18 protein-coding genes and 1 other RNA gene are annotated in these 23,489 nt (G+C 67.3%); 15 read left to right on the forward strand and 4 right to left on the reverse strand.

Annotation, left to right across the window (positions count from 1 at the left end; all coding sequences use genetic code 11):
- Positions 1 to 116: 116 nt before the first annotated feature.
- The 6 genes from KA248_12615 to KA248_12640 all read left to right on the forward strand — a co-directional run bounded on the left by KA248_12615 (position 117) and on the right by KA248_12640 (position 7,998).
- Positions 117 to 2,792: an SUMF1/EgtB/PvdO family nonheme iron enzyme gene (locus KA248_12615; GenBank protein ID MBP7830748.1), complete on the forward strand. Its 2,676-nt coding sequence runs from the start codon at positions 117 to 119 to the stop codon at positions 2,790 to 2,792.
- A gap of 89 nt (positions 2,793 to 2,881) precedes the next feature.
- Positions 2,882 to 3,109, forward strand: a complete 228-nt coding sequence (rpmB, locus tag KA248_12620; GenBank protein MBP7830749.1) for a 50S ribosomal protein L28 — start codon at positions 2,882 to 2,884, stop codon at positions 3,107 to 3,109.
- 120 nt (positions 3,110 to 3,229) lie between these two features.
- Entirely contained in the window at positions 3,230 to 4,528 is a 1,299-nt protein-coding gene (locus KA248_12625) for a citrate synthase (protein ID MBP7830750.1), read from the forward strand.
- A gap of 14 nt (positions 4,529 to 4,542) precedes the next feature.
- A complete protein-coding gene (locus KA248_12630) occupies positions 4,543 to 4,950 on the forward strand; it encodes a hypothetical protein (GenBank protein MBP7830751.1) in 408 nt (135 codons plus the stop codon).
- Positions 4,951 to 5,072: 122 nt separating this feature from the next.
- Positions 5,073 to 7,061 (forward strand): transketolase, encoded by a 1,989-nt coding sequence (gene tkt / locus KA248_12635; protein ID MBP7830752.1) that lies wholly within the window; start codon positions 5,073 to 5,075, stop codon positions 7,059 to 7,061.
- Positions 7,062 to 7,158: 97 nt separating this feature from the next.
- Positions 7,159 to 7,998: a PHP domain-containing protein gene (locus tag KA248_12640; protein ID MBP7830753.1), complete on the forward strand. Its 840-nt coding sequence runs from the start codon at positions 7,159 to 7,161 to the stop codon at positions 7,996 to 7,998.
- 41 nt (positions 7,999 to 8,039) lie between these two features.
- Here KA248_12640 and KA248_12645 read toward each other — a convergent pair whose 3' ends face one another.
- A complete protein-coding gene (locus KA248_12645; GenBank protein ID MBP7830754.1) occupies positions 8,040 to 9,824 on the reverse strand; it encodes a Na/Pi cotransporter family protein in 1,785 nt (594 codons plus the stop codon).
- A gap of 109 nt (positions 9,825 to 9,933) precedes the next feature.
- Between KA248_12645 and KA248_12650 the strand changes: the two genes are divergently transcribed.
- Positions 9,934 to 11,940, forward strand: coding sequence for a helicase (locus KA248_12650; protein ID MBP7830755.1), 2,007 nt, complete (start codon positions 9,934 to 9,936; stop codon positions 11,938 to 11,940).
- 55 nt (positions 11,941 to 11,995) lie between these two features.
- On the opposite strand, the gene KA248_12655 is transcribed toward KA248_12650, so the two are convergent.
- The gene (locus tag KA248_12655; protein ID MBP7830756.1) at positions 11,996 to 13,192 is read right to left on the reverse strand and encodes a hypothetical protein; all 1,197 of its coding nucleotides are present in this window, start codon (positions 13,190 to 13,192) and stop codon (positions 11,996 to 11,998) included.
- Positions 13,193 to 13,318: 126 nt separating this feature from the next.
- On the opposite strand from KA248_12655, the gene KA248_12660 reads away from it, so the two are divergent.
- Entirely contained in the window at positions 13,319 to 13,906 is a 588-nt protein-coding gene (locus tag KA248_12660) for a LexA family transcriptional regulator (protein MBP7830757.1), read from the forward strand.
- A 291-nt stretch (positions 13,907 to 14,197) separates the two neighbouring features.
- On the forward strand, positions 14,198 to 15,511 hold the full coding sequence (locus KA248_12665; GenBank protein MBP7830758.1) for a DNA polymerase IV: 1,314 nt from the start codon (positions 14,198 to 14,200) through the stop codon (positions 15,509 to 15,511).
- A 117-nt stretch (positions 15,512 to 15,628) separates the two neighbouring features.
- Here KA248_12665 and KA248_12670 read toward each other — a convergent pair whose 3' ends face one another.
- Complete coding sequence (locus tag KA248_12670; protein MBP7830759.1) at positions 15,629 to 16,399, reverse strand: transposase; 771 nt, start codon at positions 16,397 to 16,399, stop codon at positions 15,629 to 15,631.
- 97 nt (positions 16,400 to 16,496) lie between these two features.
- On the reverse strand, positions 16,497 to 17,144 hold the full coding sequence (locus KA248_12675) for a class II aldolase/adducin family protein (protein MBP7830760.1): 648 nt from the start codon (positions 17,142 to 17,144) through the stop codon (positions 16,497 to 16,499).
- Positions 17,145 to 17,293: 149 nt separating this feature from the next.
- Between KA248_12675 and KA248_12680 the strand changes: the two genes are divergently transcribed.
- The 6 genes from KA248_12680 (at position 17,294) to alaS (ending at position 23,462) form a co-directional block, all read left to right on the forward strand.
- Positions 17,294 to 17,737: a universal stress protein gene (locus KA248_12680; protein ID MBP7830761.1), complete on the forward strand. Its 444-nt coding sequence runs from the start codon at positions 17,294 to 17,296 to the stop codon at positions 17,735 to 17,737.
- 60 nt (positions 17,738 to 17,797) lie between these two features.
- An RNA gene (ffs, locus tag KA248_12685) (signal recognition particle sRNA large type) lies at positions 17,798 to 18,063 on the forward strand.
- A gap of 25 nt (positions 18,064 to 18,088) precedes the next feature.
- Complete coding sequence (gene dnaX, locus KA248_12690) at positions 18,089 to 19,789, forward strand: DNA polymerase III subunit gamma/tau (GenBank protein ID MBP7830762.1); 1,701 nt, start codon at positions 18,089 to 18,091, stop codon at positions 19,787 to 19,789.
- A gap of 28 nt (positions 19,790 to 19,817) precedes the next feature.
- Positions 19,818 to 20,126: a YbaB/EbfC family nucleoid-associated protein gene (locus tag KA248_12695; GenBank protein MBP7830763.1), complete on the forward strand. Its 309-nt coding sequence runs from the start codon at positions 19,818 to 19,820 to the stop codon at positions 20,124 to 20,126.
- Between the two features lie 6 nt (positions 20,127 to 20,132).
- Positions 20,133 to 20,747 carry a recombination protein RecR gene (gene recR, locus KA248_12700; GenBank protein ID MBP7830764.1) on the forward strand — a complete coding sequence of 205 codons (615 nt, stop codon included), beginning with the start codon at positions 20,133 to 20,135 and terminating at the stop codon, positions 20,745 to 20,747.
- 93 nt (positions 20,748 to 20,840) lie between these two features.
- Positions 20,841 to 23,462 (forward strand): alanine--tRNA ligase, encoded by a 2,622-nt coding sequence (gene alaS, locus KA248_12705; GenBank protein MBP7830765.1) that lies wholly within the window; start codon positions 20,841 to 20,843, stop codon positions 23,460 to 23,462.
- The last annotated feature ends 27 nt before the right edge of the window (positions 23,463 to 23,489 follow it).

Consider the following 23,489-nt stretch of genomic DNA (forward strand, 5'->3'; position numbering starts at 1 on the left):
TTCTTTCGGAACTGCAGGCGGCGTCGGCACCCGAGTTACGGCACGACTCGTCCACGAACGGATTGAGCCAGAGATTCCGGGCCCGTCGCGCGGCGGGGCTCTAGGACTCGGATCTCATGGCGGGCGAACCGAACAACGGCGGGACGGGCAGAACGGAAGCGTACCGCTATCGACTGCCGCTCGGTTCCACCCTGGCGCATTTCCGCATCTTGCGCCCGCTGGGCGTCGGCGAATTCGGCGAGGTCTACCTGGCCGAGGACGTCGAAACCCGGAAACGGAGCGCCCTCCGGATCATCCCGGAGGAAATCGCGGGGTTGCCTCAAACCGCGGCGGCGCTGCGGGAGCTCGTGAGCTTGAGCGAAAAGCTCGATCACCCGAACATCCGGCTGATCCGCGAAATGGGGACGGACCAGGGGCTGATGTACCTGGCCATGGATTTCATCGAGGGGCCGCGCGGCGAACCCCGGGCGCTGCGGGACGAAATACGGGACGGCGGGGGCCGGATCCGGGACGAGCGGAAGGTGAGGCACGTGGCCCTCCAGATCTGCGCGGCACTGGAGCACGCGCACCGGTCGGGTGTCGTGCACGGCTACCTGCATCCCGCCGACATCCTCATCGGGTCTCTCGATGCCCAGCGAACCGTACACCGGCGGCTGGGCTCGGCCGCGGAGGCGGCATCCGACCTGGATGCGCTGGAAGTGCACGTCTCCGATTTCGGCATCATGCCGCTTCGCGAGGTGCTGCCCGTCGCCCTGAAGAGCGACGCCTACACCAGCCCCGAGGAAAAGGCCGGCCAGGTCACCCCGCAGACCGATTTCTATGCCTTCGGCGTGATCCTTTACCAGATGCTCACGGGCGGGCGCCCGGGCGCGACGTTTGTGCCGCCCTCGCGCTACGGGGTGTCCAAGGTCTGGGACCCGATCACGGAACGATGCCTGGAGCCGGACCCGGCGGACCGGTATCCCGATGCCGTGGCGCTGCGGCGCGACGTGGAGAAAGCCGTCACGAACCTCGGGTTGCGCCGGATGCTGATCGCCCTGGTCCTGCTGGCGCTGGCCGGCGTGGCGGCGTGGCAGGGGTACCGGGTCTGGCAGAAGGTGCAGGCCGCGATCGAGCGGCGCGCCGAGGAGCGGCGCCTGGCGGCGGAGCGGCAGGCGGAGGCCGAGTCGCTGCTCGCGCAGGCCCGCGACCTGTTCTCGTTGCGCAAGATCGCGCAAGCCGACGTGCTCACGCGGCGCGCGCTGGACCTGGTTCCCGGCCTGCCGGAGGCGCTGGCCCTGCAGAAGGAGCTGGAGCGGGCGGGGGACATGGCCCAGGCGGAACTGGCCCGCGTGGACGGGGCCGCCAGGTTGGAGCGGCTGCGCAGCGAGGGGACCGAGCCGGCCGAAAAGCAGGCCCTCGAAAAGGCCCTGGCGGTCTTCGCCCGCGCGGAGGCGCTGTTGGCGGCCCCGGATTACGCGGCGGCCAAGGAGGCGTTCCGGGAGGCCGTGGCCGAGTGCGATCACGGGCTTCAACTTGTGGAGAACCGCCAGGCGGCCCTGAAGAGCAGGAAACGGGCGGAACAGGCGCGCTGGAATGCGAAGCGCCATAGCGCCGAACGGGATGCGCCCGAGTTATGGGCCAACGCGGAGGATCGCTTCAGCGCCGCGGCCCGGTCGATGGAATCCGGCGTCTTCCTGGACGCCGTCAAGGACTGGTCGGCCGCCATCCAGGTGTACGGGCAGGCCGAGCAGATCGGGCTGGCGGCACTGCGCGTCCGCGCCGAGGAAGCCCGCTCGGTGCAGGCCCAGGAGGAGGAGCGGCAGATGCGCCTGCGCTGGCCGGGCCTGCCGGACGGGTACCGCGTAATCGGGCAGGAGACCGATGCCGCCAGCGGCCTGCCGAAGATCATCGAGCACAAGAAGACCGGGTATCGCCTGCTGCTGATCCCGGCCGGCCCGTTCTCGCTCGGCAGTCCCGCGGGGGTGGGCGCGGCGGAGGAGCATCCCGCCCGCCGGATCGAGCTGGGCGATTACTGGATCGGCGAGTCGGAGGTGACCGTGGAGCAGTACACGGGTTTCCTCGTGGAAAACGGCAACCAGACCGAAGCCGGCGTGACGTGGGTGAACATGGGGCCGGCGATCAAGTTAAGCATGGTGGACGGGCAATTCATGCCGGATCCCGGCTTCGAGGAGCATCCCGTGGTCGAGGTCTCGTGGTATGGGGCCCGCGCGTTCGCGGAATGGATCGGCGGCGATCTGCCGACCGAGGCGCAGTGGGAGAAGGCCGCCGAAGGAGGGCGGGAAACCCTGTGGCCGTGGGGCGATACATGGGACTGGACCCGGGCCAACACGGCCGAGCGGCTGGGCGGGCGCGCCGAGTTCAAAAGCTTCGAGGAATGGCTGGCTTGGTGGGAGCCCTACCAGCGCGATATCCTGGCGAAACGGAAGGGCGCCTACGCGGAGACCACGCGCCCCGTTCGGCGCTTCGAGCCCAATGGCTACGGCCTCTTCGATATGGCCGGCAATGTCCTCGAGTGGTGCCTGGACTACTACCTGCCGGACGCCTACCGGAACCTGCAGGACGGGCAGCAGGATCCGCCGCCCGTGCCGCAGGGCTCGCCGGAAAAAGTGACATACTGGCGGGGCGGCGAGAAGTTCGAGGAGACGGCGGAGTGCCGCGTGGTGCGGGGGGGGAGTTGGGGGTACATGGGGCAATACGCGCGCTGCGCCTTCCGGTTCAAGGCCTTGTCCACCGGACGTTATTCGGACGGCGGGTTCCGGGTGGTCGTCCGGCTCCGGACCGCGCCCTGAACCGCTTTTCGCGCGGACGCTTTAGGCTTGTCAAGAATCCGGGCACCCCCTATAGTGCGCGGCCTTGGAAGGTTTGGAAGGAGTCGATTATGGCGATGGCTTGCGAAATATGCGGGAAGGGCATCCGGACGGGAAACCGGATCGTGCGGCATGGATTGTCCAAGAAGAAGGGCGGCATCGGCCTGCATACCACGGCCGTCACGGGCCGGCGGTTCCTGCCGAACCTCCAGCGGCTGCGCGTCCGCGAAAACGGCGGCGTCAAGACCCGCCGTGTCTGCACCTCGTGCATCAAGGCCGGCCGGATCGTCAAGGCCTGACCTGTCCCCAGGGAAACAGGAGCCCGACCCGGCGCGGTCGGGCTTTTGCTTTTTTCGGCGGGCTTGCAATCAGCGACGGAGTCGGCAGAATGAACTGAACCGAGAACGCGGGAGGACGGCATGAGCGCAGAAACGGGACAGAGCAAAGCACAGTTGACCCACGACGGGCGGACCGTGGAACTGCCGGTCTTGTCCGATAACCTCGGCCAGCGCGCCATCGACATCCGAAACCTGCGGAAGGACACCGGCCTGACGTCCTACGACCCGGGATTCGCCAACACCGTGAGCTGCCGCAGCGGCGTGAGCTACGTGGACGGCGAGGCCGGCCGCCTGGTCTACCGCGGCTACTCCGTCGAGGACCTGGCCGAGAACTGCACCTTCATCGAAGTCGCCTACCTGCTGATCCACGACCGGTTGCCGACCCGGCCGCAGCTCGAGCAGTTCAGCGTCCTCATGAACCGACACTCGATGATCCACGAGGACATGATCACCTTTTTCGAGAAGTATCCCGAGCACGCCCATCCCATGGCCGTGCTCTCGGCCATGGTGGTCTCGCTCTCCAGCTTCTACCCGGAACTGGAGGAGACGGAAGCCGAGGAACTGGACATCACGGCGACCCGCCTGCTCTCCAAGCTGCGTACCATCGCCGCGTTCTCCTACAAGAAATCCATCGGCGAGCCGTTCGTCTACCCCAGCTACAAGTTGAGCTACTGCGCCAACTTCCTGAACATGATGTTCTCTTCGCCCGTCCGCGACTACCCCATGGACCCCATGCTGGTCCGGGTCATGAACCAGATGCTGATCCTGCACGCGGACCACGACCAGAACTGCAGCACCTCCACCGTCCGCCTCGTCGGCAGCGCGCGGGTCAATCTCTACGCCTGCATCTCCGCCGGCATCTGCGCCCTCTGGGGCCCGCTCCACGGCGGCGCCAACCAGGAGGTGATCGAGATGCTCGAGCGGATCCGCCTGCAGGGCGGCAACGTGGACGCGGTGATCGAGCAGGCCAAGGACAAGTCGAAGGGCTTCCGGTTGAGCGGATTCGGGCACCGGATCTACAAGACCTACGATCCGCGCGCCCGCATTGCCAAGCGCATGTGCAAGGAGGTGCTCGACAAGCTGGGCGTCCAGGACCCGTTGCTCGACATCGCCATGCGGCTGGAGGAGAAGGCGCTCGCCGACTCGTTCTTCATCGAGCGCAAGCTCTACCCGAACGTGGATTTCTACACGGGCATCATCTACCGCGCCATGGGCTTCCCGACGGACATGTACACCGTGCTCTTCGCCCTCGGCCGGTTGCCGGGCTGGATCAGCCAGTGGCTGGAGATGACACGGGACCCGGAACAGAAGATCTGGCGGCCCCGCCAGCTTTACACGGGCCAGAACAACCTGCCCTTCGTGCCCATCGACAAGCGGTAGCCCCGGGAGCGACCATGGACCAGCCCGCCCCCCGCAAGCCGCGCCGGCACGAGAAGGTGGAGATCGCCTTCCTCGAGGCCGTCCACAAGCGGTGCGGGCACAACCGCCACGTCTGGGAGGCCCTCGGCGACCTGTACACCCGGACCGGCCGGTTCGAGGAAGGCCTGGCGATGGATCTCCGCATGGCCGGCGTGTATCCCGCCGATCCGATGGTCCTCTACAACCTCGCCTGCAGCTACGCGCTGACCGCCCGCCCCGACGAGGCCCTGCTGACCCTGGAGCGCGCCGTGCGCGCCGGGTACCACGACGCCGACTGGATGGGCCGCGACCGGGATCTGAAATCGCTGCACGCCGATCCCCGCTTCCGCGCCCTGCTGCGGAAGGTGCGCGCCGGCCGGGGCGCGGCCGCGGACGGGCCCTAACGGGTTTTCCAATGGTTGGAAAAACCGGCCGCCTTTTGTCCAATCCCTGGAAACGGGGAGTTTCTTGCGCCGGCCGCCTTCCGCGCTTATAGTGAGCGGGATTCCGGCGCGAAAGGAAAACCATGAACCTGACTCTGGCGGCCAATACCCTGCGCGGGCTGGCGATGGACGGCGTACAGAAGGCGAATTCCGGCCATCCGGGCATGCCCCTCGGCGCGGCGGACATGGCGGCCGTCCTGTTCCTGAAATTCCTGAAGCACAATCCCGCGCATCCCGACTGGCCGGACCGCGACCGCTACGTCCAGTCCGCCGGCCACGGCTCCATGCTGCTCTACGGGCTGCTCCACCTATCCGGGTACGACGTCACGATGGAGGATCTGCAGAGCTTCCGCCAATGGGACAGCCGCACGCCGGGCCATCCGGAATACGGCCTGACGCCGGGCGTGGAAACTACGACCGGCCCGCTCGGGCAGGGCTGCGGCAACGCCGTGGGCATGGCGCTGGCCGAGGCCATGCTCGCCGCGCGGTTCAACCGCGACGGCTTCCCGATCGTGGATCACCGGACGTACGTCATCGCCGGCGACGGCGACCTGATGGAGGGCGTCTCCCACGAGGCCTTCTCGCTGGCCGGCCACCTGGGCCTGCACAAGCTCACCGTGCTCTACGACAGCAACCGCATCACCATCGAGGGCTCCACGGACCTCGCGTACTCCGATGACGTGCGCAAGCGGTTCGAAGGCTATCGTTGGAATGTCCTCGAGGCGGACGGACACGATCCCGCGGCGGTCGAAGCGGCCCTCAACGCCGCCAGGGCGGAAACCCGGCGGCCGACGCTGATCCTCTGCCGGACGCACATCGGCAAGGGCAGCCCGAAGTTCCAGGATTCGGCCGAGTGCCACGGCTCGCCGCTCGGCGAGGAGGAGGTCCGCGCGACGAAGAAGGCGCTCGGCCTGCCCGAGGACAAGCCGTTTTTCATCCCCGACGAGGTTCGCCGCCTCTTCGCCCAGCGGCGCACGGAAGGGGCGGCGCAACAGGTCGCGTGGGAACGGCTCATGGCCGAGTACGCGAAGGCCCACCCGGCCGAGGCCGCCGAGTTCAAGGCGTTCATCGCGGGCGGGCTGCCGGCGAACTTGGCCTCGCGGTGTCCTTCCTTCGACCCAGCCAAGCCCATGGCCACCCGCCAGGCCTCGGGGTCCGTGCTGCAGTCGCTGGCGGAAGCCGTGCCGAACCTGGTCGGCGGCTCGGCCGACCTCGCGCCGAGCACCAACACTTTTCTCAAGAAATATTCCTCCGTCGGGCCTGAAAGTTTCGAGGGCCGCAACCTGCACTTCGGTATCCGCGAGCACGGGATGGGCGCGGTGCTCAACGGCATGGCCCTGCACGGCGGCTGGATCGTCTACGGCGCGACGTTCCTGGTCTTCTCCGACTACATGAAGCCCGCGATCCGCCTCGCCGCCATGAGCCACCTGCCCGTGATCTTCCTGTTCACCCACGACAGCGTCTTCCTCGGCGAGGACGGCCCCACGCACCAGCCGGTCGAGCAACTGGCCGCGCTGCGGGCGATCCCGAAGCTCGCGGTGATCCGGCCCGCCGACCCGGCCGAGACCGCGGAGGCCTGGCGCATAGCGCTCGATCGACGGCAGGCCCCGACCGCGATCGTCCTGAGCCGGCAGGCTGTGCCGCACCTCGACCGGGCGGCGGCCGTTGGCGGCGTCGAGCAGGGGGCCTACGTTCTCTGGCAAAGCGGCGCCGGGGAGCCGGACATCATCCTGATCGGCACGGGCTCGGAGACGGCGGTGGCGCTGGACGCGGGCCGGATTCTCGCGGGCGAGGGGAAGCGGGTCCGCGTGGTCAGTATGCCGTCGTGGGAGCTGTTCGAGCGGCAGCCGGATTCCCTGAAAGAAAGCGTGCTGCCCGCCGCCTGCGCCCGGCGGATCGCCGTCGAGGCCGGTTCGCCGCAGGGCTGGGATCGCTACGTCGGCCCGGCGGGGCGCGTGATCGGGCTGTCCCGGTACGGCGCTTCGGCCCCGTATAAGACCCTCGCCGAGAAATTCGGGTTCACGGCCGCGCAAGTGGCGACCCACGCCCGGGAATTGCTTGGGACGTTGTGAGGTGTTCCACCCAGCCTTGGAGGGCGGCCGGTCCAGGCCGCCACAACGCCGGCGACGGGGGCCCGTCGCCCTCCAAACGTAAAGGAGACTGGAGAAAATGATAGATCTTCATTCGCACACCATCTTTTCCGACGGCTCGCTGACCCCAGAAGAACTCGTCGACCAGGCCTGCGCCGCGGGGCTGACGGCCGTGGCCCTGACGGACCACGACACCACGGCCGGGTTGCCGCGTTTCCTGAAGGCCGCCGAGGGGCGGCCGGTGCGGGCTATACCCGGCGTGGAAATCAGCGCTGACTTTTCGCCGGGCACGATGCACATGCTGGGCTATTTCATCCGGCCGGACGACGCCGTTCTCGAGGAGCGGCTCGCCTGGATCCGCGAGGGCCGCGACAAGCGCAACGCCGAGATCCTGGCCAAGCTCAACGCCCTGGGCTTCGGCATCGAGTGGAACGACGTGGCGAAGCACGCCGGCGCGGACGTCGTGGGGCGGCCGCACTTCGCCCAGGTGCTGCTCGAGCGCGGCATCGTGAAGACGAAGGACGAGGCGTTCGATCAATACCTGGGGAAGGGCAGGGCGGCCTACGCCGAGCGCCGCCGGTTCTCCACCGAGGATTCCATCGCGCTGATCCGCGCCGCGGGCGGCGTGGCCGTGCTCGCGCATCCCTTTACGCTGGGCCTGGACGATGCCCGGCTTCGCGAACTGGTCCAGCGGCTGGCCGGACAGGGGTTGGGCGGGCTCGAGGTCTACTACTCCGAGCATTCCGCCAACCTCCAGCAGGCCTACATGAAATTGGCGCAGGACTTCGGCCTGGTGGCCACGGGCGGCAGCGACTTCCACGGCGCGCTGGCGCCGGACATCAAGCTGGGCAGCGGGTTCGGGGGCCTGCGCGTGCCGGACGAGGTCGTGGAAAAGCTCGAAGCACGCCGGCCGTTGTAGCGGCGCGTCTGCGACGCGCCGGGCGGCTCGCAGAGCCGCCGCTACAGGTAATTTTCCGCGTGCAGCCGGTCCAGGAAGTCGTGCGGATCGGAGAGCGGCGGCGGCTTGTAGTCCGGCTCGTCGTCCACCATGCGTTCCAACTTCTGGCGCTTGATCCAGAAGTACGGAGTTTTCTCCGCCAGGGCGATGATCTTGGCGTGCTTGACGATCCGGTCGTAGGCCCCGACGTACTCGCTGAAGAACATGCCGACGACCGGGGCAAAGTCGTGTGCGGCCAGACGTTCCGTGAAGGCGGCCTTGGTGTTGATGCTCCGCTCCACGTACTCGTCGCGCGCCCGCAGGATGGCCTGGGCCAGGGCCTGGAAATCCGAGTTGTCCGGGTTCAGGGATTGCACCACCAGCCGCAGCACGCGCGCCACCCCCTCGTGCAGGCTGCACAACTGCTCCAGGGTTTCCCGGCAGAATCGCGCCTCCTTGCGGCTCCAGCGGCGGACGGAGATGTCGCAAAGCTCGTCGATGTGGTCGCCGATGCGCTCGATGTCCGCCATGCACCGGTTGAGGTGCTGAATGATGATCGCCTGGCGCCGCGACAGGTACTTCCGGGTCAGCACGCCCAGGTAGTCCTTCATGGACCGCTTGATCTCGTCCACGACGTTCTCGTTGAGCTTGATGGCCTGCACCTTCTTCCGCTCCGGGCGGAACAGGACGTCGATCGTCAGGCTGAAGCTCTCCGCGCAGACCTTCATCACGCGCCGCAGCTCGCAGATGGCCGCGTAGATCGCCTTCTCGGGGAATCTCACAAGCCGGTTGTCGAGAAAACTCGGTTGGGGCACCGGCCGGCGGGAGGGCGTGATGAGCGTGATGAACTTCGCATATAAACCCGGGATGGGGAGCACGATCAGCGCCCTGGTCACCATGACAGCCGTATTGACATTGGCGCTCTGGTGGATGAGGTCCGCCGAAGTCCATTCCGCGAAGCGGATAAAGAGCCGCGCGAACACGATGGCCACGATGCTGCCGAGGACGTTGAACATGAGGTGAGACACGGCGGAACGGCGGGCCTCGATATTGGTTCCGATACTGCCCAGCAGCGCCGTTGCGCAGGTGCCAATGTTGGCGCCCAGGATAATCGGATACACCTGGCTTAAATTGTCAACCACCCCGCTTGTGATCAGCGCGAAGCACATGGCAATGACGGCGCCGCTGCTCTGGATGATCGCCGTAATGGCCGTGGCAAGGCCGACCCCCTTGAGCATGGCGCCCAGGGTATTACCCTGGATCCCCTGGAGGAGCCCTGCAAACACCTCGCGGTGGGGCTTGATGGCATCGCTCATGATGTTCAGGCCCAGGAAAATAATGCCGAATCCCAGGAGCACCGGCCCGAGATTCCTCAAGGAGGCGCTGGGCCCGGCGAATTGGAGGATGAACCCGATGGTGATCAGGAAGAAGCAGTAGTCTCCGAGCCTGAAGGAAACCAGTTGCATGGAAATCGTCGTGCCGATATTGGCTCCCAGCATCGGCGGGACCGACTCGACCAGGGTCATTAAACCCGCGTTGATGAAGCCGACAAACATGACTGTGCTGGCGCTGCTCTGGACGAGCGTGCCGAGGACGGTGCCCAGCAGAAGGCCGGAAAATCGGTTGTGCGTGGCGCTGGAGAGCAGGGTGCGCATGCTGCTGCCCGCGGCCTTGCGCAGGCCGTCCGACATCATGTTCATCCCCTGGATGAACAGCACCAGGCCGCCGAGGATCATCGCGGTCAGGAAGAAGATATCCCGGCCCTCGAGCGCCTTGACGGTTACTTCCGCAGCTTGGGCAGCATCCATGGTTTTGGCTCCTAACCGAAACCGAACAAAGTGCGACGAAACCCCGCTCTTGTCACTTAAAAAATGGCGCCCGGACGGCGGACATGTTACACCCCTGTCCGGTCGCCCCATGATAGCGCCCCGAACAGAACCGGTCCCGGAACCTGAATTCGAACTCCGGCCCGTCGTGGACGGGTTTTTTCGCCCCGGCGGGGGCCTGGAGCGGGCCTGCGCGGGCGAGCCGTTTCCCTACGAGCCGCGCCCCCAGCAGCGCGAGATGGCCCTCGCGGCCGCGGAGGCCATCGAAACGTCCCGGCACCTCGCCGTGGAGGCGGGGACCGGCGTCGGGAAGAGCTTCGCCTACCTGGTCCCGGCGCTGCAGGCCGCCGTCAGCCGGAATATCCAGGTGGTCGTCTCCACCTACACCATCGCGCTGCAGGAGCAGTTGATCGCCAAGGACCTCCCGTTCCTCCAGCAGCACATGGGCCTGGCGTTCAAGGCCGTGCTGGTCAAGGGGCGGGGGAATTACCTCTGCCTCCGCCGCCTGGCCCGCGCGCGGCGCATGGGCGGCGACCTGTTCGCCGCCGACGGCCAGGACGAGCTGGAGATGATCCGGGCCTGGGCGGACCGCACGGCCGACGGCAGCCTCCAGGACATGAAGCAGCAGCCCTCCGCCGACGTGTGGAGCAGCGTCTGCGCGGAGGTGGGCAACTGCCTCGGGGTCAAGTGCCGCGAGTACCGGAAGTGCTTCTTCATGAAGGCCCGCGCGCAGGTTCGCCACGCCCACCTGCTGGTCGTGAACCATCACCTGCTCTTCTCCGAGCTGGCCCTCCGGGAGCAGGGCGTCAGCTTCCTGCCGGACTACCGCATCGTGGTGCTGGACGAGGCCCACATGACCGAGTCCGTCGCGTCCGAGCACCTCGGCATCCGCCTCTCGCACTTCGCCTTCGAGCACTGGATGCGCAGGCTGTACGTGCCGGAGAAGACCAAGGGCCTGCTGGCCCACCTCCGAGAGGGCGAGGCCGCCAACGGCGTCGTCAAGGTGGGCGAGAACGTGGACGCCTTCTTCGCCGCGGTGCGCCAGTGGGCGGGCCTCTCGGAAAGCAAGTCCCAGCAGGTCGTGACCGGCCCCCTGGACGTGCCCGGCGATCTCATGGACTCGCTCCAGCGGCTGAACGGGGCGCTGCGCACCATCATGGGCCGGCTCGAGGACGAGGAAACCAAGTCGGAGCTCCGGTCCGCCCAGATGCACGGCGTGGAAATGCGCAACATGCTCGATGCCTTCCTGAAGCAGTCGCTGCCGGACCAGGTCTACTGGATCGAGCGCGAGGGGCGGCGGCGCCAGCAGACCGTGCTCTACTCCGCGCCCATCGAGGTCGGGCCGCTCCTGGCGGAGCGGCTCTTCGAGGCCATGGACTGCGTGATCATGACCAGCGCCACGCTGGCCGTTTGCGGCAAGCTCGACTACTTCACCCGGCGCATCGGCGCGGGCGGCTGCGATACGCTTCAACTCGGCTCGCCGTTCGATTACCCGCGCCAGATGCGGATATTCATCCCGAAAGGCCTGCCGGACCCGAACGAGGGGGAACGGTTCGGCGCGGAGGCCGCCCGCGCCATCGTCGAGTATGTCCGGCGCACCGAGGGCCGCGCCTTCGTCCTGTTCACCAGCGCCCAGTTCATGAAGAAGGTCGCCGAACTCTCGCGCGACGCCCTGGAGGCCGCCGGGCTGACGATGCTGGTGCAGGGGACCGGCCTGCCGCGGCACGTGATGCTCGAGCGGTTCCGGCAGGGCGGTGGCGCGGTGCTGTTCGGGCTGGACAGTTTCTGGATGGGCGTCGACGTCCGCGGCGAGGCGCTGGGCAACGTCATCATCACCCGCCTGCCGTTCGCCGTGCCCGACCAGCCGCTCATCAAGGCCCGGATGGACCGGATCCGCGAGAAGGGCGGCGATCCGTTCCGCGACTACTCGCTGCCCGAGGCCATCCTGAAGTTCCGCCAGGGCGTAGGCCGCCTGATCCGGACGCAGACGGACGAGGGGATCATCGTCATCCTCGACAGCCGCATCCTGACCAAGTGGTACGGGAAGATGTTCCTCGCCTCGATCCCCGAGTGCCCGGTGGAGATCGTGGAGGTTTAAAAAAACAACCGCCTCGCACTTTATAAACTGCGAGGCGGTCTTCTTTCTTGCCGGATCAGGGTATGGCCACGCGATAATACACGGCCGACTCCGGCAGGTTCCCCGTGTAGACGTTCACGGGCGGCGTGGCCGGCAGGCCGTTGGTCAGCGCCGTGAAGCCGCCGCCCAGGTTGGTCGAGGCGGACACCGTGTATGTTTTGCCCGTCGCGCTGGCCCAGCGGACGAGGACGGTTCCCGGCCCGGCGAAGGCCAGGGCTTCCGCTCTGAAAACCGAGGCCCCGTTCTTCGGATTCGTGCCGGCGCGGTATTCCTCCAGGTGGCCGGCCCCGTCACCGTCGGGGTCGGCGGCCGAATCGTCGGCGGCAAGGTCCAGTTCGTGCTGCCACTCCCAGGTGTCCGGCATGCCGTCCGCGTCGTCGTCGATCATCGGCGTCTGCGCCAGGAAGAAGTCCCACTGGGCCTGGTTCTTCGTCTTATCCCAGCCGTGGCCCAGTCCGCTGGCCAGCGTTACGAGCTGGTTGGTCTGCCCGTGCGCGGTCATCTCGGTCTGCAGCAGGACGCTGTTCGAGTAGGCCACCGTCCCGTCGCCGGGCGAATGGAGCAGCAGGCCGGGGACGGACGGGGGTGGGGAGGAGACGTCCAGCGGCCAGTAGAAAGTCAGGATAAAGGTGTAGCTCATCAACCCGCCGGAATGCTCGGCAAAGGCCTTGACCCGCCCGTCCAGGCAGGCCGAGACGTAGTAGCTGAAAAATGCGCCGTAGGAATGGCCCGTGGTGAACACGTGGGAAGTGCGCACGTTGTAGTTCGTTTCCAGCCAGTCCAGGATCGCGCCCGTGAACTCGACGTCCTGCGAGTCCACGCGGTTGCTGAACACGTGGGCCACGTCCCACCGCTTGCCCGTGCCGTCGTAATCCTCAAAGCCCGGGATATCCTTGCCGGCCGGCGTCAGCGATTCCGGGAACGCCACAATGAACCGGTTCGTGTCCGCCGTCGCCTGCCAGTCGTAGTAGGACGAGGCCGCGCCGGCGGCCGTCCCGCCCAGGCCATGGAACATCAACAGCACGGGGAAGGCCCGCGAGCCGTCGTAGGAGGGCGGGACGTGGACAATGAACGTGCGGTTCGACCCGCGCACGACGAGGCTGTGCGTCGTGTCCGCGAGCGCCTGGGTGGCGGTGCGCAGGATCGCCGCCAGGACCAGCATCGCCGCCGCCCGGCCGGGATGCCGCGCCTCCCTGTACGCATTCCGGCTCATCTCCGGAGAAATATATACCCGGATTCCCGCGGGAAATACACCTCTCCGCCTCCTCCCGGAAGTATTTATTGATACTGAACTTTCGTTCAGTTATGGTGTAGTATGGAGATTGGAAAGGAGAAGGCCATGTCGCGGAAAATGCACATCCAGGAGAAAATCGAGGCCCTGCGCCGGTTCCACCGGCAGGAGGGGCGCGCGCCCGGCTACGCGGAGATGCTGGCGCTGTTCAAGTACCGGTCCAAGAACGCGGTCCACGGCCTGCTGAAGAAACTGGCGGAGCACGGGCTCATCCGGAAATCCCCGGCCGGAAAGATCGCGCTCACGCCGCGCCTGACCGGCTCGGTGCGACTGCTCGGCGCCGTCCAGGCCGGCTTCCCGTCGCCCGCCGAGGAGGAACTGGCCGACACGCTGACGCTGGACGAGTTCCTCATCCGGCGCCCGGAGGCGACCTACATGCTGACCGTCACGGGCGACTCCATGACGGGCGCGGGCATCCTGCCCGGCGACATCGTGCTCGTCGAGAAGGGCGGCACACCGAAGCCCAACGATGTGGTCGTCGCCCAGGTGGACGACGAGTGGACCCTGAAATACTTCAACCGCGACCGCGCCGGCGTCCGGCTCGACCCCGCCAACCCCAAGTACCGCTTCATCCGCCCCCGCCGCTCCCTCTCCATCGGCGGCATCGTCCGGGCCGTGATCCGGAAGTACGGATGAAGGAGAACCACGGATGAACACGGATTGGAGCACGAGGCCTTGATGCGAGAAAACCGAATCCATCCGTCCTGCTATCCGTCGTCTTTTTATTTCTTGAGAAGATTATTTAACGCAAAGGCGCAAAGCGCGCAAAGGCTGCGAAAAGAATTAAGAAAAGACTCCGTTCTGAACAACCCGTCCCCCCTCGATAGTCTTTGCGTGGCTTTGCGTTCCTTCGCGACTTTGCGTTAATACTTCTTTGGTTGCGGCCGAAAGGCTGCGCCGTGTGTATCCGTGGACATCCGTGGTTCAATGAAAAAGGAGGATCAGCTTGTAACCCTTCATTCCTACCCCCGCGCGATCGTGCATTTCGACGGGGACGCGTTCTTCGCGGCCGTCGAGCAGGCGATCCACCCGGAGTTGAAGGGCCGTCCGGTGGTGACGGGGCGGGAGCGCGGGATCATCGCCTGCGCCAGCTACGAGGCCAAGGCCCGCGGCGTCGCGCGCGGCATCACGCTGGCGGAGGCCCGCAAGAAGTGCCCCGACCTCGTCATCCTGCCCAGCGATTACGAGACCTACAGCCTCTATTCCAAGCGCATGTTCGACATCGCGCGCCGCTACACGCCGGTCGTGGAGGAGTACTCCATCGACGAGGGCTTCGCGGACCTCTCCGGGCTGCGCCGGGTGTTCCATGCATCCTACGAGGAGATCGCCCGCCGCCTGCAACAGGATATCCGCGCCGAACTTGACATCACCGTGTCGGTCGGCTTGAGCCTTTCCAAGGGCCTGGCCAAGCTGGCCTCGAAGTTCCGCAAGCCCGCCGGGTTCACCGCCGTCGCGGGGAACCACTTGCACCTGTTCCTGCCCCGCATCGCCCTGGAGAAGGTCTGGGGCTTCGGGCCCAACACGGTCCACCTGCTGAAGAAATACGGCCTGCAAACCGCCTGGGATTTTGTCAGCCGCCCCGAGGCCTGGGCGGAGAAAATGATGGGCAAGATCGGCCGCGAGATCTGGAACGAACTGCGCGGGAACGCCATGTACCCCGTGACGACGGAGGAGAAATCCACCTACTACACCATCAGCAAGTGCAAGACCTTCGCCGAGCCCGCGCGCGACCGGGACCAGGTCTTCGCGCGGCTGACCCGGAACGTGGAATCCGCCTTCATCAAGCTCCGCCGCCACAAGCTGCGCGCGCGGGAGCTCCAGGTCTCCCTGCGCTTCCAGGATTTCACGTACGAGGGGATCGAGGCCCGGCTCCAGCGCCCGACCGCCGCGACGCAGGAGGTCATGCCGCTCGTCCGCGACCTGTTCGACCGGATCTGGCGGGATGGGGCCGAGTACCGGGCGACGATCGTCGTGCTCGGGCGGCTGGAACCGGACCGCGGCGAGCAGTTCGAGCTGTTCGAGGACCGCGTGCGGATCGACAAGATGACCGCGGTCTCCGGCGTGATCGACGCCGTCAACGAGCGCTATGGCAAGCACACCTTGCGCCTGGGCCCGTCCCTGTTCCTGGGCCGCAAGCCGACCACCGGCCGCGGGACGCTCCCGTGGCGCAAGCGGGAACTGCTGGAGGGGGAGACCTTCCGGCAGCGGCTGAAAATCCCGCGGCTGGGCGTGTCGGTGTGAACTTCTTCACCCGCGGGACAAGCCCGCGGGGGTCGGAGATCGAGACCCCCGTGGCCTTGCGCCACCCGCGGGTCGGGGATCGAGACCCCCGTGGCCTTGCGCCACGGGTGAATCAGTTCAAGACCCCTTCAGGATCGCCCCCAAGCCATACTCCGAAAACGTCCCTGCATACACCCGGTCGCTCATCAACCGGCACCCCGCCGCCCGGTTCAGATTCCGCCACAGCGCCTCGCCCAGTTCCCGCGGCGAACGCTCCGGATCCCCGCGCGCGGCGACATGCACATGGTCCGGCATCGGCGAAAACGCCTTCAGGCGGCAGCCCGTCTCCGCCGCCCAGGCGAAAACACCCGCGCGGACCTTGGGGAGAAAATCCTCCTTCCCGATCCGGAAGCGGTCCTCCGTCACGGCCACCAGGTGCAGGTTGAACCAATAGCGCCCGCTCTTGGTTTCCGCGGGCTGCGAAAGATCCACGGCGTCATCCACGAACGCCGCAGCCTTCAGCGTGGCGCGATAGCGTTCGTCCGCGAGTTCCGCCCGCGCCGTCTGCTCCTGTAAATAGCCTTCGACCGCCGGGGAGATAGTGTCGCCCAGCGCCCGCACGGCAACCTTCCGGCTGAAGCCGGTGGGCCGTCCCGCCTGCCGCAGAGCGTGTTGCAGTCGCCCCTTGACCCGCCCGGCGAAAAGACTCGGGGCCGCGTCGGGTTCCACCAGAAAGGCCATCTGGATGATCGCAGGCCGCCAATCGTAATGCTGGAGATCCAGTCCGTCCTGAACCCATGCGGCGCGCAGGTCATCGAGAAAAGCCGGCTCCGGATCGGGCGGGAAGGTGTTCTCCATCGGCCAGCCGGACCAGGAGTAAGACAGGTGATGGACCAGCGGGAATTCCATGGTTGCAGGATAGAACTCCTTCACCCGCGGGACAAGCCCGCGGGGGTCGGGGATCGAGACCCCCGTGGCCTTGCGCCACGGGTGAATAAGTTCCGATCTACCGCTCCATCATCCGCGTCCGGTGAGCGCCGCCTTCGAGTTTCTTCAGCGCCTCGACCTGGGCGTCGGTGAGGAAGGCGGGCTTCCCGGCCAGCCGGGCGGCCACGAGCGCCTTGGCGGCGTCCTCGGCGACCTCGCACCGGAAGAAGGCCTGGCGCAGGGTCTTGCCGAGCGCGACGACGCCGTGGTTGGCCATGAAGATCGTGTCGTGGTCCTTTGCCGCGGCCGCGACGGCGTCGGCCAGCTCCTGCGTCGAGGTCATGATGTACGGCACCAGGGCCACGCCGCCGAGATCGTTGATGACCTCCGCGAACATCGGGCGAATATCCTCCGTAGAGGAGATGACGCCGGAGGCGAAGGGGGAATGCGTATGGAAGATCGCCTGCACGTCGGGCCGGGCGCGATAGATTGCCAGGTGCATCGGCAGTTCGGACGTCGGACGGAGTTGGCCCTCGACCTGGCGGCCGGAGGCGAGGTCCACGGCACACAGATCCGTGCCCTTGAGTTCGGCCATGGCCAGGCCGCTGGGCTTGACCCAGACCAGCCGGCCTTCGCGGGCGCTGATGTTGCCGCCCGCGCCGGCCGTGAGGCCGGCCGCCGCGATCTTCCGCGCGTATTCCGCCAGTTCCTGGCGCACAACGGGCATGCCTACTCCCTTGCTCCTGTGGAACCCATCTTATACCACAACGCCCATACGGGATAAAAGTCCCGTTCGGCCCCAGGAAACTGATGCTTTCCCGGAGGCCGGGTTCATGGTATACGTATGGTTGTGGAAGAGCGCGCCTGGAGAAAAGCATGAACACAATCCTGGCCCTGGTGGATTTTTCCGATGTGACCGAAGCCGTGGTGGAGCAGGCCGCCTCGATGGCCAAGGGGCTGGAAGCGGAGGTGGTCATCCTGCACGTTGCGGAGCCCGACCCGGATTTCGTAGGTTACGAGGCCGGGCCCCAGACCGTGCGCGACGCCGTGGCCAGCCGGTTGCGGAACGAGCATCACTTGCTCCGGGAACTGGAGGATAAAATCAAGGCGCAGGGCGTCGCCGTGACCAGCCTGCTGGTCCAGGGGCCCACGATCGAGAAATGTCTTTCCGAGGCCGCCCGCCTTCAGCCGCTGGTGATGGTGATCGGGTCGCACGGCCACGGGTTGCTGCGGGACCTGCTGGTCGGCAGCGTCACGGAAGGCGTGCTGCGCAAGGCGGCGTGCCCGGTGCTGGTCGTTCCCGTGCGCGCCTGGGAGTGATTGGCCGGATCGTTTCACCCCGCTTGCCAAGAGGGAGGGCAGCCGGTATGTTTCCGTTGGCCGTGCTAGACGGGGAGGTAGCGGTGCCCTGAACCTGCAACCCGCTATAGCAGGGTGGAATTCCCGAGCCAGGCGGACGCGGGTGGGTTGGCGTCCCGGCAACGGGCGATGACGGTCGGCCCCTATGCGACGGAAAGCGGCGAACCCCGTGAGGACCGGAAGGTAGCAGCGGTAACCCGTGGCATTCCGGGCGCCGTAGGTGTGCTGGCCCGAGCCCGGACCCGGTGCACGCGGCTCACCGGTTTCCGTCGAACGAGGGTGCACGGCCTTGAATGACAACGGTGAATGGCTATGGCATACGAAGTACTCGCTCGCAAGTGGCGGCCGCAGCGGTTCGATGACGTCATCGGGCAGGACCACGTCACCCAGACCCTGAAGAACGCCATCGCGTCGAACCGGGTGGCCCACGCGTACCTGTTCGTGGGGCCCCGCGGGGTCGGCAAGACCTCCACCGCCCGCATCCTGGCCAAGGCGCTCAATTGCGAAAAGGGCCCGACGCCGGAGCCGTGCGGAAAGTGCGCGGCCTGCCTGGAGATCGCGGCCGGCAACTGCCTGGACGTACTGGAGATCGACGCGGCCTCCAACACGGGCGTCGACAACGTCCGCGACCTCCGCGAAAATGCCCGCTACGCGCCGGCCCGGTGCCCCTTCAAGGTCTACATCATCGACGAAGTGCACATGCTCTCTCCAGCCGCCTTCAATGCCTTGCTCAAAACGCTGGAAGAGCCGCCGCCTCACGTAAAATTCGTTTTCGCAACTACGGAACCGCAAAAGATCCCCGCCACGATCCTTTCGCGCTGCCAGCGCTTCGACCTCCGGCGCATCTCGGGGCGGGACATCGTCGGGCGTCTCACGGAAATCGCGAAGGAGGAGAAGGTGCGCGTGGATACCGACGCCCTGCTGGCCATCGCGCGGGGGGCGGAGGGCGGGCTGCGGGACGCGGAGTCCGCCCTCGACCAGCTCATCGCTTTCCGCGGCAAGACGATCCGCGAGGAGGATGTCCTGGCCGTGTTCGGGCTCGTGGCCCGGCAGACGCTGGACGAGCTCATGGAGGCGGTGCTCAAGGGCGATGTCGCCACGGCAGTCCGCCGCGTGGGCGACCTCGACCGCAGCGGCAAGGACCTCCAGCGGCTGGTCTTCGAACTGCTGGAGCAGGCGCGCCACATCGTGATCTGCCAGTACACCGGCGCGGACCCGGCCGGGCTCGAGCTGACGGAAACCCAGGCCGAGAGCATCCGCCGGCAGGCGGCGCTATGCGACGCGGGCCGCGTTCTGCGGGTCGTGGATATCCTGACGGAGGTCGAAGGCCGTATCCGGTACGCCCTGTCCCGCCGCGCGCTGATCGAGACCGCCCTGATCCGCTGTGGCCGCGCGGCTACGACTGTTACGCTGGAGGAACTGCTGACGCGGGTGAATCAGCTCAAGGCCGGGCTCGGGGAAGCCGGCGGATCCGCGGCGCCGGCCCGACCGGAACCATCGGCCTCCTTTAAGCCCGCGCCCGCCGCGCCCCCGGCCCGGTTGAAGGAGCATGGCCCGGCCGCGCCCGGCGATGAGGCGGCGGCCCTGGCCGGGAACTGGCTGGAGGTCGTGGACCGGATCAGTCGGCTGGCCCCGCTGGCCAAATCCTATCTGCTCGACGCCAAGCCGGTCGAGGTCCGTCGCGACCGCGTCGTGGTCGGGTTCGATCCGGAGTTCGCGGGCAACAAGGAAAAGATCGAGTTTCCCCGCAACCTGAAGGCCGTCAACAAGGTGGTGGGCGAGTTCCTGAAGCGCGAGGTGACCGTGGAGTTCCGCGTGCTGGATGCCAAGTCCACCGTGCCGGGCGACATCAAGGTTCAGCGGATCGCGGAACCGCCGCCCATGCCGGCCGCGGCGGAGCCGGAGGGTAAGCCCCGGGCGCGGAGCCGATCCACGCAGGAATGGGTTCAGAACCCGGCGGTCAAGAAGACCCTGGAGCTGTTCAACGGCGACATCGTGGACGTGAGAGAGTAGGGGCCGCGCGGCCGCCACGGGAGAGGCTATGGTCAATATCCTGAAGATGATGAAGCAGGCCGCCTCCATGCAGAAGAACATGGAGGCGCTCCAGGCCGAGTTGGCCGGCCGCACGGTCGAGTTCAGCAGCGGCGGGGGCATGGTCACCGCCGTCGCGCGCGGCGACGGGACGGTGGCGGAAATCCGGATCGATCCCAAGGTTGTCGACCCGTCCGACGTGGACATGCTTCAGGACCTTGTCCTGGCGGCCGTGGACGGCGCCCTGAAAGCGGCCCGCGAAATGGCGGCAGCAGAAATGGGCAAGCTGACCTCCGGGCTCGGTCTGCCGTCCATGTAGGCGCGCATGCCCGCGAGCGATCCCATGGGCCGGCTGCAGGCGCTGCTGGGCCAGCTCCCCGGCGTCGGGCGCCGGTCCGCCGAGCGCATGGCGCAGGCCCTGGCGCGCAACGGCGAGAACCTGCTCCCGAACCTGATCGCGGCGCTCCGCGAGGTGGAGGAGAATGTTCGACTGTGCAGTTCCTGCGGCGGCCTGACCTTGAAGACGCTGGACCCCTGCGCGCTGTGCCGCGACCCGCGCCGCGAGTCCGCCCTGTTGTGCGTGGTCGAGGACCCCTCGGATATTCCCCTGGTCGAGCGCGCGGGCGCCTACCGGGGCCGCTACCACGCGCTGCTGGGCAAGATCTCGCCGATGCAGGGCGAAGGCATCCCCGACCGCCGCGTGGAGGCCCTCCTGAAAAGGATCGAGACGGAAGGGATCCGGGAGGTCATTCTGGCCCTGAACAGCGACGTCGAGAGCGATGCCACGGCGTCCTACCTGGCCGAAGTGCTGGGAAAGCTCGCGGTCAAGGTCACGCGCCTGGCGTTCGGCATTCCGGCCGGCAGCGCGCTGGCGTTTTCCGACCCGGTCACGCTGGGCCGCGCCTTGCAAGGCCGCATGGCCATCCGTCCTCCTTCGTGAACCCGGCCGGCCCGGCAAGGTTCCGTGTTGCGGGAAAAGCCGGAATACGGCATGTTTCCGCGTCTCGAACTTGATTTGAAAGGGCGACCCATGATGACCGCAACCCAGATCCGGCAGTCCTTCCTGGATTTCTTCCGGGCCAAGGGCCATGCCATCGTCCCCAGTTCCCCCGTGGTGCTTCCCTCGGACCCGACGCTGCTGTTCGCCAACGCGGGCATGAACCAGTTCAAGGAGATCTTCCTCGGCGCCCGCCAGAGCGAGGCGCCGCGCGTGGCGGATACGCAGAAATGCATCCGAGTCAGCGGCAAGCACAACGACCTCGAGGAGGTCGGCCTCGACACCTATCACCACACCTTCTTCGAGATGCTGGGCAACTGGTCGTTCGGCGACTACTACAAGCGCGAGGCGATCGCCTGGGCCTGGGAACTGCTGACCGAGGTCTGGAAGCTGCCCCGCGAGCGGCTCTGGATCACGGTCTACCGCGACGATGACGAGGCGGAGCGGATCTGGAAGGCGACGCCCGGCGTCCTGCCGTCGCACGTCCTGCGGTTCGGCGAGAAGGACAACTTCTGGGAGATGGGCGACACCGGGCCCTGCGGCCCGTGCTCGGAGATCCACATTGACCGCACGGCGAACGGCTGCACCCCGGACATGGTCAACGCCGGTTCGCCGGAGGTCATGGAGCTGTGGAACCTGGTCTTCATCCAGTACAACCGCCGCGCCGACGGCACGCTGGAAGAACTGCCCTCGAAGCACGTGGACACGGGCATGGGGTTCGAGCGCCTCGTCTCGGTGCTCCAGGGCAAGCCCTCGAACTATGACACGGACCTGTTCATGCCGCTGCTCGACCGCCTGGCGCAGATGACCGGCGAGAAATACGAGGGGAAGGCCGCCGTCGCCATGCGCGTGATCGCGGACCACCTGCGCACGCTCTCGTTCGCCATCGCCGACGGCGTGCTGCCCTCCAACGAGGGGCGCGGCTACGTCCTGCGCCGGCTCCTGCGCCGCGCCGTCCGCTATGCCCGCAAGATCGGGCTGCGCGACCCGTTCCTGGGCGAGCTGTTCCCCGTCCTCGAGGGCGTCATGGGCGACGTGTTCCCCGAGCTGCGCCGCCGGCGGGAGGATATCCTCCGGGCCCTGCGCGCGGAGGAGGAAAGTTTCGCCGCCGCCCTCGACCGCGGAACCGGCCTCTTCGACGACGTGGTGAAGGGGCTCAAGGCGCGCAAGGAAGACACCTTCCCCGGCGACGAGGCCTTCAAGCTCTACGACACGTACGGCTTCCCGCTGGACCTCACGGTCCTCATGGCGGGCGAGAACGGGCTGAAGGTGGACCAGGACAAGTTCACCGAACTCATGGAGCAGCAGCGCGAGCGCGCCCGCTCCGCGCGGACGGAGAAGATGCGCAAGGCCGACGCCGACGTCGTCGCCGACCTCGTCCACCGGGGGCTCAAGTCCGCCTTCACGGGATACGAGACGCTGGCCGGCGAGTCGGAGATCCTGGCCCTGCTGTCGGACGGCAAGGACCGCGGCGAACTGGCCGAGGGCGCGGAGGGCGAGCTCCTGCTGGCCCGCACCCCGTTCTACGCGGAGTCCGGCGGCCAGATCGGCGACAAGGGCATGCTCCGCGGGCCGGCCGGCGAGTTCGAGGTCTGGGACACCCAGCGGCCTGCGGAGGGACTGATCCTGCACATCGGCCGCGTCACGCAGGGTGTTCTCAAGAGGGGCGAGGCTGTCACCGCGCTCGTCGATGCCGACCGGCGGAGCCGTACGGCCCGGCATCACTCGGGCACGCACCTCCTGCAGTACGCGCTGCGCGAGCTGGTGAGCCCGTCCATCAAGCAGGCGGGGTCGTACGTCGGCCCCGACCGGATGCGCTTCGACATCAGCTACTTCGAGGCCGTGCCCGAGGACCAGCTCGACGCCGTCGAGCGGCGCGTCAACGAGCTGATCCTCGAGAACGTCGCGCTGAAGGTTTACCCGATGCCGTTCAAGGACGTCGCGGGGTCGGGCATCATCGCGCTCTTCGACGAGAAGTACGGCGACACCGTGCGCGTGGTCGAGGTGCCCGGCTACAGCCGCGAGCTCTGCGGCGGCACTCACGTGCGCGCGACCGGCGACCTGGGCCTTTTCCGGATCGTGTCCGAAAGCTCCGTTGCGGCCGGCGTGCGGCGTATCGAGGCCGTTTGCGGGCGGCCCGCCTACGAGTGGACCCACCGCGAGCATCGGCTGGTCGGCACGCTCTCGCGCCGGTTGAGCGCGTCGCCCGACGAGGTCTTCGCGCGGGTCGAGGCCCTCATGGAGGCCAACCGCCGGTTGGAAAAGGAACTCAAGCAGCAGGCGACCGCGGGCGCGCTGAACAAGGTGGACGAGTGGCTCGGGCGCGCTCGGAAGGCCGGCGACATCCCGCTGATCGCGGAGGACGTCGGCGAGCAGTCGCTGGACGTGCTGCGCGGCGTGATGGATGCCCTGCGCGCGAAATTCGCCTCGGGCGTGATCGTGCTTGGCAGCCGGTTCGACGGCAAGGCCTGCTTCCTGGCCTCGGTCAGCGAGGACTTGCAGTCCAGCGGCGTGCACGCCGGCAAGCTGATCGGCGCCGTGGCCAAGGTGGCGGGCGGGGGCGGGGGCGGCCAGCCGGGCAAGGCGCAGGCCGGCGGCAAGGATCCGTCGAAGGTGGCCGAGGCGATCGGCAGGGTCCCCGACCTGCTGGCGAAATAATCCTGTAGCTTCGGCGCTCTGTCGCCG

The organism is Kiritimatiellia bacterium (assembly GCA_018001225.1).
GTDB lineage: Bacteria > Verrucomicrobiota > Kiritimatiellia > CAIQIC01 > JAGNIJ01 > JAGNIJ01.